12 protein-coding genes are annotated in these 14,800 nt (G+C 68.3%); 5 read left to right on the forward strand and 7 right to left on the reverse strand.

Annotated elements, in window-relative coordinates:
* Positions 1 to 72: 72 nt before the first annotated feature.
* The 6 genes from ABZX79_RS17720 to eccB form a co-directional block, all read right to left on the reverse strand.
* Positions 73 to 1,716, reverse strand: a complete 1,644-nt coding sequence (locus ABZX79_RS17720; protein ID WP_355257807.1) for a hypothetical protein — start codon at positions 1,714 to 1,716, stop codon at positions 73 to 75.
* Positions 1,717 to 1,757: 41 nt separating this feature from the next.
* The gene (locus ABZX79_RS17725) at positions 1,758 to 2,135 is read right to left on the reverse strand and encodes a hypothetical protein (RefSeq protein WP_355257810.1); all 378 of its coding nucleotides are present in this window, start codon (positions 2,133 to 2,135) and stop codon (positions 1,758 to 1,760) included.
* 40 nt (positions 2,136 to 2,175) lie between these two features.
* On the reverse strand, positions 2,176 to 3,366 hold the full coding sequence (mycP, locus tag ABZX79_RS17730) for a type VII secretion-associated serine protease mycosin (RefSeq protein WP_355257813.1): 1,191 nt from the start codon (positions 3,364 to 3,366) through the stop codon (positions 2,176 to 2,178).
* A gap of 221 nt (positions 3,367 to 3,587) precedes the next feature.
* Positions 3,588 to 3,872, reverse strand: coding sequence for a WXG100 family type VII secretion target (locus ABZX79_RS17735; protein ID WP_214968483.1), 285 nt, complete (start codon positions 3,870 to 3,872; stop codon positions 3,588 to 3,590).
* Positions 3,873 to 3,918: 46 nt separating this feature from the next.
* Entirely contained in the window at positions 3,919 to 4,230 is a 312-nt protein-coding gene (locus tag ABZX79_RS17740) for a WXG100 family type VII secretion target (RefSeq protein ID WP_214968486.1), read from the reverse strand.
* A gap of 205 nt (positions 4,231 to 4,435) precedes the next feature.
* Positions 4,436 to 6,022, reverse strand: a complete 1,587-nt coding sequence (gene eccB / locus ABZX79_RS17745; RefSeq protein WP_355257821.1) for a type VII secretion protein EccB — start codon at positions 6,020 to 6,022, stop codon at positions 4,436 to 4,438.
* Positions 6,023 to 6,320: 298 nt separating this feature from the next.
* On the opposite strand from eccB, the gene eccE reads away from it, so the two are divergent.
* The 4 genes from eccE to ABZX79_RS17765 all read left to right on the forward strand — a co-directional run bounded on the left by eccE (position 6,321) and on the right by ABZX79_RS17765 (position 11,938).
* Entirely contained in the window at positions 6,321 to 7,655 is a 1,335-nt protein-coding gene (gene eccE, locus ABZX79_RS17750; protein ID WP_355257824.1) for a type VII secretion protein EccE, read from the forward strand.
* Positions 7,655 to 8,494 (forward strand): hypothetical protein, encoded by an 840-nt coding sequence (locus ABZX79_RS17755; protein ID WP_355257826.1) that lies wholly within the window; start codon positions 7,655 to 7,657, stop codon positions 8,492 to 8,494. Before eccE ends, ABZX79_RS17755 begins: the two co-directional genes overlap by 1 nt.
* Before the next feature lie 292 nt (positions 8,495 to 8,786).
* Positions 8,787 to 11,570, forward strand: coding sequence for an SCO5717 family growth-regulating ATPase (locus tag ABZX79_RS17760; protein ID WP_355257829.1), 2,784 nt, complete (start codon positions 8,787 to 8,789; stop codon positions 11,568 to 11,570).
* Positions 11,571 to 11,704: 134 nt separating this feature from the next.
* A complete protein-coding gene (locus tag ABZX79_RS17765) occupies positions 11,705 to 11,938 on the forward strand; it encodes a DUF397 domain-containing protein (protein ID WP_214968497.1) in 234 nt (77 codons plus the stop codon).
* Between the two features lie 86 nt (positions 11,939 to 12,024).
* Here ABZX79_RS17765 and ABZX79_RS17770 read toward each other — a convergent pair whose 3' ends face one another.
* Entirely contained in the window at positions 12,025 to 12,639 is a 615-nt protein-coding gene (locus tag ABZX79_RS17770; protein ID WP_355257834.1) for a hypothetical protein, read from the reverse strand.
* Positions 12,640 to 12,951: 312 nt separating this feature from the next.
* Between ABZX79_RS17770 and ABZX79_RS17775 the strand changes: the two genes are divergently transcribed.
* Entirely contained in the window at positions 12,952 to 14,799 is a 1,848-nt protein-coding gene (locus ABZX79_RS17775; RefSeq protein WP_355257837.1) for an ABC transporter substrate-binding protein, read from the forward strand.
* Position 14,800 lies beyond the last annotated feature (1 nt).

Consider the following 14,800-nt stretch of genomic DNA (forward strand, 5'->3'; position numbering starts at 1 on the left):
CAACTACGACTGACTGCGCCAGCCTTCATACACGCGAGCCGCGCGGAGGCTCCGCGCGGCTCGCTCGTGTGCCTACTCGATGTTGCGCGGCACGTTCCGGTTGCGGTCCTCTTCCGAGATCCAGGTCTCTTCGTCCTCGACAAGGTAGTCGGGACGTTCGCCCCCCTCATTCTCTTCTCCGGAGCGACGGCCGTTGCGACCGCCCATGCCTCCAGCCATGCCACCCGCCATGCCGCCGCGGCTGCCGTGCAGGCCCGCGCCGCCGCCGGCTCCCTTGCCGGTGATGCCCTTGGCCGCACCGACTACGCCGCCGCGAGCCTTGGCGAGGGGTCCACGGCCACCGGTACCGGCGCCAGCTCGGCCAGCCGCGCCAGCTCCGGCGCCACCACCCATGCCGCCCATGCCGGGGCGGCCTCCGGCGCTACGGCCCGTACCTCCGGCGACAGTCGGGCCGCCGACTCGCCCGCTACCGCCACGAACGGGACTGATTCCGCCGCGAGCACCGGCCGGGCGAGGACCTCCTCCGGAGCCGCCGGGGACCATGAGGCCAGGGGGCGTGGCTCCTCCGCCGCCGCCACCGCCGCCACCGCCGCTGATCGGCCCCGGGCCGAGGCCCGGTCCTGTCAGTCCGGGCTTGATGCTGTCAATATTCGTTCCGGTCGTGGGCGGGAGTTGCGAGCCTCCCGTGATTCCCTTGGCGCGAGGGATCTGAGGAGCTGTGCCAATCTTGCTGGTTCCGCCAGCGCTCCACGGCTTAGGAACGGCACCCGCCGCACCCGGGCCGCTCCCGGAGGGAGACGGCATAGAGATGGGGGGAGGGACCTCGACATTGCCACTCGGCTTGTCGACTCCCTCCTTATCATTGCGGCTGCCGGCGTTGCTCTTCAGGTTCCTCGCGTAAGTCCCGTAGTTCATTCCCAGCTGCTCCATGAGAGCAACCGCCTTCAGCTTCTCTTCCATGCCAGCTGAGAGAGAGCCCTCGTTCGCCTTCGCTACGACATCGGCCCGGACCCCGCTCTTGAGGTCCTTCATGGCCTGTTCGTCGTTCTGCTCAAACCCATCCGAGATGACGTCTATGCCTGAACTGATCTTCCCGGGCGGTTCGATATCCGCGATTTGGTTCTTTACATCGGCCAAGTCCTTCTTGACCAGCATGAGCTGATCCGCAGTCAGCTTGGCATGCGCAGCCCCGTTCTGGATGCTCGCAGCGATTTCAGAGGCCTTCAGCCTGAATGCGGCTGCCGCCTGCCCTTCCCAGTGCTCGCAAGCGTTGTCTACCGCAGTCTTCAGCATCCCGGCGATGCTGTCCTTGCTGGAGATCGCGTCTACGCCCTTTGCCGCACCGTCGCCATCACCGCCGGAGAGCATTTCGTAGACCTGCAGCCAATGGAGGCTAACCTCTTCGATCTTCCCTGGGTCTGCGTCCTGGACCATCTTCTTGAGGCCGTTGATCGAGTACTTCATGAAGTCGGATTTCTTCAGATCGCTCTCATTGGGACGTCGATCCGACTCCTCATTCGTCCCCCCCTTCAGAAGGGGTTTGTGGTCCTCGTCTACGGTGCGATCGTGTTCATCTTTGTCCGTACCGCCCCAGATGAACACCTCGTCTTCGCTCGAGTACCAGTTGTCGCCCACATGCGGGTTCTCACCACCTTTGTACTCAACCTTTTCAGTTCCACCCTCGTAGTTAACCTTGCCGTCTGCTTCGCTGCCCATGCTGAATTTCTCCTCCCGTCAGTGACCGCTACGTATTCCGCCTAGGCCATGTCGCCCTTGCCGGAACCGCCCCCCATGTGCTGCTTAACGGCGTGCTCCTGATCTGCGTACTTGTTCCTGACCTTGGAGGTATCGGTCCCGAACTTGTCGATAAGGGAGTTCAGCTTCTTGATGATCCGCTCCAGGTTCAGCTTCATGTCCTCGTGAGCGTTGTGCAGCTCTCGGGCCTCTGCGAAGTCAATAGCGTCCCCCGTATCGGCATCGGTCCCGCCGGCCATGCCGAAAGCGCTCAATGGGATCGACGTGCTGTACTTGGCCTTCTCCCCCGTCTTGTCCATGTCCGTGATGAGCTGCCGCAGCTTCGCGATGACCTCATCCAGAGCACTCAGATCGACCCGAAGCCCGTTGCTGTCGGCCATGTCCCCGTTCCTCTCCCCTGTTTCCTGTTGCTTAAGTTCTCTACTGCGGGCTTGCGGCCGACTGCTTACGCCGCCAGTCCCGTACCGCTACACCGCTCCCGCTCGCCAGAAGTACCAGCAGCAGCCCTGCGCCCACCACGTACATAGCGACCCGGCGTTCCTGTTCCGCTTCTGTCTCGCCCATCGTTACCGCCATGGGGATGACCGCGCCCGAGCCCGCTGCCACCTTTGGGTCCGGTTGGGGGCGGGTGCCGGGGGTGGAGTCGTCCGAGAGGGCGGCTACTGGGTCTACTACGCCCCAGCCCAGGTAGCGGTTCGGGCCGCGGCCGGGGCGGTTGGCGGATTCCTGGATGCGGGTGGTGATCTGGGCCGCCGACCAGTCCGGGTGCTTTTCCTTCAGCAGCGCCGCTACGCCCGCCACGTACGGCGCCGCGAAGCTCGTACCGTCCGCCGCGCACTGGCCGCCCTTCGGAACGGTCGAGACCATGCCGACGCCGGGGGCCGCCACGTCCACGAAGTCGCCTGCTTGTGAGAAGAAGGCGCGCTCGTCGTTACGGTCCGAGGCCGCCACCGCCAGGACCCCGGGGTACGACGCCGGGTACGTGTTCGCGGACTTGCCGTTGGCGCCGTCGTTGCCGGATGCCGCGACGATCAGGGCGCCCTTCTCCACGGCCGACGCCACAGCGTTTCGCAGCTCCGGGTTGTCCTGCTTCTTCGCCGTGTCCGAGGAGATGTTGATGATGTCCGCGCCCTTGGCGACCGCGTCACGGATCGCCGCTGACATGGTCCTCGAGTTGCCCTGCTTCTCCTCCCCGCCCGTGTAGCGCAGAGAAAGGATCTTGGCTTCCGGGGCTATGCCCGCGAAGCCGGTGTCCGGGATCACGCGGGCCGCGATGATGCCCGCGACCCGGGTGCCGTGGCCCTCGAGGTCGTCCGTGCCGTCGCCCTTGCCGACGTAGTTCTTGCCGCCCGGGGCCATCGCGCCGCGCAGTTGGGGATTCGAGTCGTCTACGCCGGTGTCGATCACGGCGACCGTGACGTTCTTGCCCTTCGCCTGTGCGCGCAGTTGGTCCAGGAGTACGCGCTGGAGCGACCAAGGCGTGGACTTTATGATATCGCCGCCGAACGTGCACTCGGAGCTCGAGGACAGTCCGAAGGACGGAGTGTCGGAGCCGGCGAGGCGCGTCGGAGTGGCAGCGGCGGCCGTCGGCGGGGCGGTCGTGAGACACACCCCGGTGACCGCGAGAACGCCAAATGCCCGCTGCAGTGCGCGGGTTCCACTCGTGCGCGTACGCGGACGGGGTGTCAGGACCCCCATGTTCAGGCTCCCCAGGCTTCCTTGCTTCGATGATGAAGCTTTAGCTGCTCTAGCTGTTGTACGGAAGTGGGTCGGCCCAGCGGACGCCATGGCGTCGGCCGGGCCGGCCCATCTCGTCTTCACCTCGGGTTGGTTCAGCCCCAGGTGTTGGCGTTGCTCTTCTCAGTGGCCTGGTAGTTCTCGGCCGAGTTCTGCAGCGCCGCAGCGATCTTCATCAGAGTCGCGTGCAGGGCGGCCGCGGTCTTGTCCCAGTCGCGCTGCTTGCGCTGGTAACCCTCCTGCGCCTCACCTTCCCAGGTGGTGGCGACGCGCCGGACAGCGGCCTCGACGTCGTCGAGCTGCTGCTTGATGCGGCCGGCGGTGTTCTTCACGTCCGTGGACGCGTTGGTGATGGTGGCGTAATTGACGAGAATCGACATCGTCGCTTCCTTTCAGGAAGAGGAATGTGGGAAGTGTGAGAGCGGATCAGCCGAAGTCAGACATGATCTTGCTGACTTCAGCGTTCTGCTGCTCTTCCGACGCGGTGTAGTTGCTCCGCGTGGAGTCCACGGCTTCCTTGATGTCGTTGAGGATGTCGCTCATCTTCTTGGCGTCCTCGTTCCACCGGTTCTGGAGCTCGTGGTACGACTTGGCCGCCTGGCCCTGCCAGCCACCCGCGACCTGGTCGATCACTCCGCTGAGACGGCGGATCTCGCCCTGGATCTGACCATTCACCGTGGTGATCTGGCCCGAGAGCCTGGTCAGCTCATCTTCTGTTACCCGAAACTGCCCGGCCATGGTGAACCTTCCCCCATGTCGTTGTTGGTCCGGGAAGCCTGTGCCACTCCCCGGATAAGCGTCATATCAATGAGCGCTGCAAGCACTCTATCGCCCGTCCGTCACACATCCACATGTGACGGTTATCAGTTACAGAGTTCACACACATGCGCGACGATCATGTGATCGAAAACACCAAGTCTCGCCGCAACCAAGCCTGTTGGCGTCACTGGGCCTGCGGCTGCGCCGCGCTGCCGGTGTCGAGCGTGGGCCCCTTCGGGATGAACTCCGCCCACGACTGGGGCACGACCGCCGGGTTGGCGACCTTCTCGTATCCCAGTCGTGTGCGCGCCTTGTCGGTCTCGCTCGCCTCGTCCTGCGAGCCCTCCGACGAGGAGCCGGCGCCCTTCTTGTCCGCCGCGCTGTCGTTGTTCGACGGCAGCGAGTAGCGAAGGCCCGTGTCCGTCAGCAGGTACGTCGCGCCACCGCCCTGCGCCGTGCCGGTGACCTCCTGGAAGAGCAGCCCCGAGCCCGAAGAGACGTAGGCGTTCAGCGAGTCGGCGATGACCTTCTTGGGGTACGTCGTCCCTGCCCAGGCGGCGAGCTTCGGCTTCATGTCCGCCCCCAGGGTGCCGCTGTAGACGCTGCACGAGGTGTTCCGGGCCGCACTGGCCGCCGTCGCCACCGGGTTGGCCTGCTTCGGGACGGTCAGCGGCCAGCCCTTGTCCCCGTAGAAGTCGCTCGCCTTGCCACCGTTGGCGGCGATGATGTCCGAGGTGCTGGCCTTGATGTAGGCGGGATCGGCCTCTCCGTACGCCACCTCGGCGGACGGCGAGTGCGTGAGCAGGTTGGCGACGAACGGCGAGACGGCCGCGACCTTGTCCTTCAGTACGACGTAGTACCGATCCCCCTGCGCCTCCTGCGCCTTGAGCACCCGGCCCACCGTCCCCGCCGCCTCGGGAAGCCCTTGGACCGTGGTCTGCGTCCCGAGGTCCGGCACGGTCGGGAACGCGATGGCGCCGCGCAGTTCGAGGGTCCGCAGCCACTCCGTGCTCACCGGCTGTGGCTCGTTCGGCGTGCCGATGACCGCGGCCTTCAGCTGCTCCATCTCGGTGTCGTCAAGACCCGATGTGCCGCCCAGCAGGAAGGCGTTGCCCTTGCCGTCGATCAGGTATTGCAGCTTCGTCTTGCTGTCGACGACGTACAGCGCCTCCTGCGCGTCGACCTTGCCCGCGTCCTTGACCGACTTCGCGTCGTCGCTGTCGAGGACGAAGACGGCGCGGTCGATGGAGGCGTTCGTGCCGCGGGTCGGCCGCTCGCAGACCGCCCAGGTCTTCGCCTTCTCGGCGTCCTCCTTGGTGGGCAGCCGGTCGGGGGCGTACGGGATGCCGAGCGTCGCGCCGTGCGGGATGCCGCTCTTGTCGATGTCCTTGCCGGGGACCTCGATGACGGTGCCCTTGCCCTTGTCCAGGAGGAGTTTGGCGGAGGCGTAGTTGAGGACGGGGTGCAGTGTCGGAATCTTCTTGTCGCCCTCGCCCTCGTCGTTGATCACTACGTAGCGCGTCGTGGAATCGCTGTCGACGATGATGTGTTGGCCAGGAGTGTCCCAGCCCTTCGGCGCCGACGGCTTGATCACACCCCAGGCGATGAAGCCGATCACCAGTACAACGCCCACCGCCAAGCTGGGCATCACAGTGCGAATGGGACGCGGCGCGCCTTCGTCCGAGCCTCCCGGCGACGGTGCCAGGAACGCTGCGACAGTGCGCTTGCGAGCGAACGTATAGGCGGCGAGCTCATCCCGACGCGTTGCCATGGTCCTGGCTCTCCCGTTTTGGTCGTGCGTAAAGGCTGCTTCAGCGGCCGAACAGGCCACCTACTATGCACTGCGCCGCACGACCGTGATCCACCAGGTGCGCGGTCCCCGCCGCATCTTCACAGGCCTGTGCCATTTCGTACCCCGGCATCTGTGTCGCCCCGTGTTCATCAACGGGTACCGTGACCACTCGCACAACTGACGTGGGCAATTGTGGCCCCAGGCCCCGTCGCTGGGATCCGGCAGAGGGTTCCGCACCGACGACGGCCACCACTTCGCGAAAGGGATGTCCCGGGGGATGACCAGCGCTACGAGCACTCGGCGCGGACGCCGCGCACAGCAGCAACCGGGCCGTGGCCGCAGAGCCGCGCCGCCCCCGGCTCCCGCCGCCGCCACGACCACCGCCTCCGCGGCGCCGCGCACGCTTCCGCATCCCGGCGGCATGGGCCCGTTGCGGCTGCAGCAGCTCATCCTGGTGGAGCTCGCGGCGGCCATCATGCTGGCCGCCTGGGTCACCTCCGAGCGCTGGCTGCTCGCCCCGGCCGGCGCCGTGGCCGCACTCCTGCTGCTTCTCGCGGTTCTGCGCCGGCATCACCGGCCGCTGCCCGAGTGGTACGAGACGGCCCGCGCCCTCAAGCGCCGCCAGCGCGAGGCCAAGCTGCCCGTCCCGCCCGGTACGGACCCGCTGCTGGCCCCCACCGTGGAGTGCGACTCCGCCCTGCGGACGTACACCTTCGTGTCCCGTGACGACCGCTCGATCGGCATGATCGGCGACGGGTCCTTCCTGACCGCCGTGCTGTTCGTGCAGCCGGGCGACGAGCCGCTGCGCCCCGGAGTCGCCGGGCGCCAACTGCCGCTCCAGCTGATCCAGGACGCCCTCGAGGTCGACGGCATCAAGCTCGCCTCCGCGCAGGTCGTACAGCACACCCAGCCGGCGCCCGCGCCCCATCTGCCCCAGCAGTCCGTCGCAGCACGGTCGTACGGACCTCTCCAGGCCCAGGCCGGCTCTCCCGCGCTCCGCCTCACCTGGGTCGCCCTCAAGCTCGACCCGGAACTGTGCCCCGAAGCGGTGGAGGCGCGCGGCGACGGCGTCCCCGGCACCCAGCGCGCGCTGCTGCGCGTGGCGGACCAGCTGGCGAGCCGGCTGGCCGGAGCGGGTTTCGAGGCGACGATCCTCGACGAGAACGAACTCGTACAGGCGCTGGCGACGTCGAGCTGCCTCAACCCGCGGGCCAACAACGCGCAGCGCGGTCAGGACGGCCGCCCGGCTCAGCGGCGTACGGTCGAATCGGTGCGCAGCTGGCGCGTCGACGACCGGTGGCACTCCACCTACTGGATCTCCCGCTGGCCGCAATTGGGGGACAACGGCGTCGCGCTGCCGCGGCTCATCACGCAGTTCACCTCGCTGCCCGTCCTCGCGACGACGTTCAGCATGACCCTGAGCAAGGCCGGCAACCGGGGCGTCTCCGTCACCGGACATGTGCGCATCACCGGGCGCGGCGAGAACGAACTCGGCCAGGTACGGCGGGACTTGGAGCGCGCCGCGAGCGCGTCCAAGGTCGGCCTGGTGCGTCTCGACCGGGAACAGGTCCCCGGAGCACTCGCCACCCTGCCGCTCGGAGGTACCTACTGATGTCCTACCCCACACCGACCATGAACCCGGGGCAGCGCGGCCAGGAGCCCGCCCGCACACCCGCGCATGTGGCCTCGCCCACCGACACCGGTCTGATCCCGATCATCCGGCCGGAAACGGCTGCGCAGCAACGGCGCATCTTCAGCCCGGGGTTCGGCCTGCGCGGACCGCGCCGTAACCGTCATGTCGTCACCGCCGAGGAAATCGCGGCGATCAGCATGCCCATCGGCGACGACGGCGTGATCATCGGCACCGACACCGCCTCTCAGCCGGCGGTGCTCGGCCTGGCCCGTCCCACCGCCTTCGACGTCGTCGTCGTGGGCGGCCTGTGGATGGCCCAGGTGCTGGCGCTGCGCTCGGCCGCGACGGGCGCGCGCGTGGCCGTCGAGACCGGTCGCCCGCAGGCCTGGCAGCAGCTGGCCCAGGCGGCGGGCGGCGGTCAGCAGTGCATGACGGTCTATCCGGTGGGGCGGGTTCCCGCGCAGGGTCCTTCCGTCTCCAGCCCGGTGGTGCTGATCCGCGACTGCGGCGTACGTCCACCGCGTGGGCGCGTGACGTCCCTGCCGTGGCAGGCCGTGGTGACCGTGCTGCCCTTCGTGGGCGAGCACGCGCCGCGCTGGCTGGCGCAGGCGCAGTTGGTCGGGATCCAGCGCATCTCGCCGCAGGAGACCGAGGTCGTACGGGAGATCCTCGGCATCCCGGCGGAGCACCTGGAGATGCTGCCGACGCTCTCCGACAACGTCGCGCTGTGGTGCACACGCAAGCATCGCAAGTACGTCATGACCGAGGCCACGGACGCGGAGACGGGCCTGCTCGGTATGGCCCGCCGCCTGGACTAGGTCCGGTCGTCAAACTCCCGTCGTCCGCCTGGAGGGCGGGTATGGCGTCGTGAGGCAGGCGGGAGTTTGACGACAGGACCTGGCGTCCCGCGCCGAGCGTCGCGGGCTGGGGGCGGGCCGGGTCCGGGGGAACAGTGGGACCGGTCCGCACGCAAGGGCGCTTTTCCGTACCGTGGGGCGAAAGATTAGTCTTCTGGTGATGCGGTGAACGTCGCAGCCGCGTAGGAACGCGCCACCCCATCCGCCCGACCGCGACGACGCCAGCAGCAGTGGCTGACCAGGAGGCAAAGCAGTGAACAGGGATCGGTCCGAGTACGACGGCGGCGGCCAGTCCTCGGACGGGGACGACCGCGAGCTGGATCTCACCGGCGAGTTCGAAATCGTCTACGAGCCTCCTGCCTGGTACGACCAGAGCACGCGGGGTGGCGCCGCGCAGAGCGGACAGGGCGGACAGGGCGACTCCGGGTACGCGCCTCCTCCGCCGCCGACCGGACCGCCGCTGGGGCAGGGTGGACCCGCTCCGCAGGCGCCGCACGCACCTCAGATCCCCGCACAGGCGCAGCCGTACGCTCAGGGCGCTCCGCAGGGTTACGGGTTTCCGCAGCAGCAGGGGCCCGGCGCGCCTCAGCAGGCCGCGCCTCAGGGGGCCGGTGGGTACGGGTATCCGCAGCAGGCGGCGCCGGGCGGTTACGGCTATCCCCAGCAGCCCGCGCCAGCCGCGCCCCAGCAGGCGCAGGACACGTCCGGCGGTTACGGGTACCCGCAGCAGCAGACGCCGGCCCAGCAGCCCCCGGCTCCGGCCGCGGCGCCCCAGGCTCCGGCGCCCCAGGCTCCGGCTCCGGCGCCCGGTTTCCCCGTACTGCGTCCGGTCGACGACGGCGCGCAGACCGACGCGCCCCAGGCTGCCGCACCGGAGGCGAACGTCCCCGAGCAGCAGGCCCCCGCGCCGGCGGTCCCCGAGCCCAACTACGCCGCCGCCGACGCCGAAGCGGCAGCGCTGTTCGGCAGCTCCGATGACGACGAGTCGGCGGAGGAGCACACCGACGAGGCGGCGACGGGTGACTCCGAGGCCGCGTCCAGCACCGAAGGCGACGCCGGCTCCGACTCCGACTCGGCGACGGATGCCGGGGCCCAGGCAGATGCGGAGGCTGAGGCTGAGACCAATGGCGACGGCGCAGCCGGTGCCGCGGCCGCAGCAGTAGCGCCCAGCGCACCCGAACCCCAGCCGGCCGCGCAGGTTCAGCCGCCGCAGAGTGAGCACCCGCAGCAGGCTTCCCAGGAGCTTCCCCCGCTGCCGCAGGGTTACCAGCCCGCACAGCCGCCCGTGCAGCAGCCCGTGCAGAGTGCGCCGCAGCAGGCCGGACACCCGGACCCGCAGGCCGCGGCCGAACAGGCCGCCGGATACGGATACCCGCAGCCCTTCGCCCAGCCACAGCCGCAGCAGTACCAGGCCCCTCCGCAGGGCACGTTCGGCGCGGCCCAGCCGCTGCCGCCGACGCAGCAGCAGCCTGCCCCGCAGCAGCACCCCGGCTACCCCGCGCCCGGCTACCCCCAGCAGCCCCAGCAGCCCCAACAGCAGGCACCGCAGGCCGCGCAGCCGCAGCCCATGCAGCAGCCGCAGCAGCCCGTACATCCGCAGGCCGCGCAGCAGCAGCCGCAGCAGCAGCCCGGCTACAACTACCCGCCGCAGCAGGCTGGTTACGGCTACCCGCAGGCCGCTCAGCCTCAGCCTCAGCAACAGGCACAGCCGCCGCAGCAGCAGCCGCAGCCCCAACAGCCCCAGTACCAGCAGCCCCCGCAGCAGCAGGCACCGCAACAGGCGCCCCAGCAGCAACCCACCGCACAGCCGACCTACGGCAACCAGGGCTGGACCGCCCCGGCAGGACCGCAGGCCGGTGCCCCGCAGCAGCAGGCCGCGCCCGGCACGCCGCTCGGTTACAACGCCGCCGTCGAGCTCTCCTCCGACCGGCTGCTGCGCAACCAGCCCAAGGCCCGTAAGAACAACTCGGGTCCGTCCCGCTTCAAGCTCGGCGCCAAGAAGGAAGAGGAAGAGCGGCAGCGCAAGCTGGCGCTGATCCGTACGCCGGTGATGTCGTGCTACCGGATCGCGGTGATCAGCCTCAAGGGCGGCGTCGGCAAGACCACGACGACCATGTCGCTCGGCGCCACGCTCGCGTCCGAGCGTCAGGACAAGATCCTCGCGATCGACGCCAACCCGGACGCCGGCACCCTCGGCCGACGCGTACGGCGCGAGACCGGCGCGACCATCCGCGACCTGGTGCAGGCGATCCCGCAGCTGAACAGCTACATGGACATCCGCCGCTTCACCTCGCAGGCCCCGTCCGGTCTTGAGATCATCGCCAACGACGTGGACCCGGCGGTCTCCACGACCTTCAACGACCAGGACTACCGCAGCGCGCTCGAAGTCCTGGGCAGGCAGTACCCGATCATCCTCACCGACTCGGGCACCGGACTGCTCTACAGCGCGATGCGCGGAGTCCTCGACCTCGCCGACCAGCTGATCATCATCTCGACCCCGTCCGTGGACGGCGCGAGCAGCGCCTCGACGACCCTCGACTGGCTCTCGGCGAACGGCTTCGCCGACCTCGTCCAGCGGTCGCTCACCGTGATCTCCGGGGTTCGCGAGACCGGCAAGATGATCAAGGTTGACGACATCGTCGCGCACTTCGAGACCCGCTGCCGCGGCGTCGTGGTCGTACCCTTCGACGAACACCTCGCGGCCGGCGCCGAGGTCGATCTGAACATGATGCGACCCAAGACCCGCGAGGCGTACTTCCACATCGCGGCCCTCGTCGCCGAGGACATCGCCCGCACCCAGCAGGGCCAGGGCTTCGCCGCCCAGCAACAGCAGCCCCCGCAGCAGCAGGTGCCGCACCAGCAGCCCCCGCAGGGGTACGCGCCGCAGCAGCACCCCGGCGCCGCGCCCCCGCCGGGGCAGGGCTGGCAGCAGCCGGCCCCGCAGCAACAGCCTCCGCAGGGCCAGGGCTGGCAGCAGCAGCCGCCTGCTCAGCCGCAGAACCCGCAACAGCCCGGCCCCGGCTGGACGCAGCAGTAAGTAGCGCCTGGGCTTGGTCGTCCATCCCCCGTATGGGTGAGTTCCTTCAAGGTGCTTATACGCACGGCATATTGAGTCGGCCTAAGATGCCCGAAGCGTCGTCGTCCGGCCGTTACGAAGAGGGAGATTGACTGATGGGGAGCGCACAGGAGAAGGAAGAGCTGTACGCCCTCGATATCTCAGGCATCGAGTGGCACAGCGCCCCCGGCACGAGCGAGAACGAGGAGCGGGTCGAGATCGCGTACCTGCCCGGCGGGGCCGTCGCGATGAGGTCGTCCATGGACCCGGAGACCGTGCTGCGGTACACCGAAGCCGAGTGGCGGGCGTTCGTACTCGGGGCACGCGACGGTGAGTTCGACCTGACCTGACCTGAGCGCCGTGCCGTGACCTGCCGTGACAGCGCTTCGCCCCGCCGGATGAATCCGGCGGGGCGAAGTCGTTGCGAGCCGCGGTGTCAGCGGCGACTTCTGCCGATGAGGAAAGCCAGACCCCAGGCGGCGGCCGCGGCGGCCAGGAGGCCGAGCAGGGAGTGCCATTCGCTGTTGTTCGCGCTGCCCCACCACGCCTCGGCGGGAAAGAAGGGCGCGTCCCGCATCATGGCTTTGAAGGCGAAGAACCCACCGCTGTCGGCGGTGATGAGCACGATGCCGTTGGTGTAGCCGAAGAAGGTTCCCAGCATGGCCACAATGACCCCGCTGATGTGGGCACCGACCCTGCTGCGGCCCACGAGGCCGACCACGGCACCGACGGCTGCTCCGTTCAGCAGGGCGTGGACCACGTCCAGGGTCATCGCCGTGGTCCTCGTCAGGTCTTCGTACGTGCCGTAGATGACGAGGCTGTAGAGCGCCGCGACGACGATCGAGACGAGCAGCCCGAGGAAGAACGCGCCGACCGGGTTGCCGGAGCGCGGCTGCTGTCCGTTTGGCGCCTGATAGGGGTACCCGGGCTGCATCGGGAACTGCCCGGGGGCCGGCGGCGGGGCGCCGAACCCCTGCGGGGGCGCCGGCGGCTGTGGGGGTACGGGCGGCTGGTTGCCCGGGTTGTACTGCGGCTGCCAGGGCTGGCTCATGAAGGGGTCCCCCGAGAAACAGATGGTGAATTCGCTCAAATTACCAAACCGGATCACCCACGCCCCTACGGACGATCTCAACCTCCGCCAGATCCTCACCAGCAGGGCAACAAGGGTATAGACCAATGAGGGCGCATACCACCTACACGGGACACGCCTTGTGACGTTCGCTCAGGCATTCCCGCAGTACACACGGGGTTTCGGACATCGTTGACGCGGCCGGACCGGCGCTGGTAGACCTTCGCTTCACCAGCAGGACATCAGTGATCAACACGCCTTCTCCGAGCGAGTGATGACGCGAGGTCAAGTCCCATGGACACCAGAGTTCCGCGCAGTACCCGGCCCTCCACCCCCATCCGAACGCTGCTTGCCGTCGGAGCCACCGCCCTGGCCCTGACCGCCGGAGCCGCGACCCCGCTGAATCCCGCACCACAAGAGGCGCGAGCAGACGGCTCGCGGACGCTGACTGTGGCGGTCTCGCAGAGCGTCGACTCCCTCAGTCCGTTCCTGGCTCAGCGCCTGGTCTCCACCACCGTCCACCGGCTGATCTACGAGAACCTGACGAACTACTCCCCCAAGGACAACCACGCGATCCCGGGCCTCGCCACCAAGTGGGAGCCGTCCCCGGACAAGCTGACGTGGACGTACACCATCCGCGAGGACTCGAACTGGTCCGACGGTAAACAGGCCACCGCCGAGGACGCCGCCTGGACGTTCAACACGATGATGAAGGACGAGGGCGCGGCCACCGCCAACGGCAGCTTCGTCGCCAACTTCAAGAAGGTCACCGCCCCCAGTCCCACCCAGCTGGTCATCGAGCTGAAGAAGCCGCAGGCCACCATGGCCGCGCTCGACGTGCCGATCCTCCCAAGGCACGAGTGGGAGAAGGTCGGCGACTTCTCGAAGTTCAACAACGACAAGAAGTTCCCCATCGTCGGCAACGGCCCGTTCATCCTCACGGACTACAAGGTCGACCGGTACGTCAAGTTCAAGCCGAACGAGAAGTTCTGGCGCGGCGCCCCGAAGTTCGACGAACTGGTCCTGAAATACTACAAGGACGGTGACGCGGCCGTCGCCGCGCTCCAGAAGGGCGAGGTGTCCTTCGCGTCCAACCTCACGCCCGCGCAGGCCGCGTCCCTCGCGAAGGCCAAGAACATCAAGGTCAACGACGCCCCGGGTCGCCGCTTCTACGCGCTCGCCACCAACCCCGGCGCCCGCTCCAAGGACGGCAAGAAGTTCGGTGACGGCCACCCCGCGCTGCTGAACCCGAAGGTGCGCCAGGCCCTCTTCGCCGCCACCGACCGCAAGACCATCATCGACAAGGTGTTCCAGGGCCACGCCGTAGAGGGCGAGGGTTACATCCCGCCGCGCTTCTCGGCGTACCACTGGAAGCCGACGGCCGATCAGAAGATCGCGTACGACCCGGCCAAGGCGGCCACGCTCCTCGACGAGGCCGGCTACAAGAAGAACAAGGCGGGCAAGCGCGTCGGCAAGGACGGCAAGCCGCTCGACTTCCGCATCCTGTGCCACGCCACCGACCCGAACGACAAGGCCATCGGCAAGTACATGCAGGAGTGGTGGGGCGACCTCGGCATCGGGCTCAAGGTCGACTGCCTCGACAACGTCTCCGACCCCTGGCTGGCCGGCGAGTACGACCTGGCCTTCGACGGCTGGTCCGTCAACCCCGACCCCGACTTCGTCCTCTCCATCCACACGTGCGCCGCGCTGCCGTCCACGCCCAAGGACACCGGCGCGACGGACAACTTCATCTGCGACAAGAAGTTCGACGAGCTCTACGCGAAGCAGACCGCGGAGTACGACCAGGCCAAGCGCGCCGATCTCGTCAAGCAGATGCAGTCGCGGCTTTACGACACCGGGTACATGAATGTCATGGCGTACCCGAACGCGGTCGAGGCGTACCGTACCGACCAGATCAGGGCGATCACGACAATGCCCGAGTCCGGCGGCAATCTGTGGGGCCAGGACGGCTACTGGAGCTGGTGGTCCGCCGTGCCCGCCGACGTGAACGACACCTCCGAGGAGGGCGGCGCCGCCTCCACCGGTCTCGTCATCGGTATCGGCGTGGCCGTCGTCCTCGCCGCGGGACTCGGGGCCTTCGTCGCCATGCGCCGCCGCTCCACCGCGGAAGACCGTGAGTAGT

The organism is Streptomyces sp. NPDC002994, assembly GCF_040611155.1.
Lineage (GTDB): Bacteria > Actinomycetota > Actinomycetes > Streptomycetales > Streptomycetaceae > Streptomyces.

Bases quoted from the DNA above. Each gene is read 5' to 3' on its own strand.
- ABZX79_RS17720 (WP_355257807.1), bottom strand. From the start codon at position 1,716: ATGGGCAGCGAAGCAGACGGCAAGGTTAACTACGAGGGTGGAACTGAA.
- ABZX79_RS17725 (WP_355257810.1), bottom strand. From the start codon at position 2,135: ATGGCCGACAGCAACGGGCTTCGGGTCGATCTGAGTGCTCTGGATGAG.
- ABZX79_RS17735 (WP_214968483.1), bottom strand. From the start codon at position 3,872: ATGTCGATTCTCGTCAATTACGCCACCATCACCAACGCGTCCACGGAC.
- ABZX79_RS17740 (WP_214968486.1), bottom strand. From the start codon at position 4,230: ATGGCCGGGCAGTTTCGGGTAACAGAAGATGAGCTGACCAGGCTCTCG.
- eccB (WP_355257821.1), bottom strand. From the start codon at position 6,022: ATGGCAACGCGTCGGGATGAGCTCGCCGCCTATACGTTCGCTCGCAAG.
- eccE (WP_355257824.1), top strand. From the start codon at position 6,321: ATGACCAGCGCTACGAGCACTCGGCGCGGACGCCGCGCACAGCAGCAA.
- ABZX79_RS17755 (WP_355257826.1), top strand. From the start codon at position 7,655: ATGTCCTACCCCACACCGACCATGAACCCGGGGCAGCGCGGCCAGGAG.
- ABZX79_RS17765 (WP_214968497.1), top strand. From the start codon at position 11,705: ATGGGGAGCGCACAGGAGAAGGAAGAGCTGTACGCCCTCGATATCTCA.
- ABZX79_RS17770 (WP_355257834.1), bottom strand. From the start codon at position 12,639: ATGAGCCAGCCCTGGCAGCCGCAGTACAACCCGGGCAACCAGCCGCCC.
- ABZX79_RS17775 (WP_355257837.1), top strand. From the start codon at position 12,952: ATGGACACCAGAGTTCCGCGCAGTACCCGGCCCTCCACCCCCATCCGA.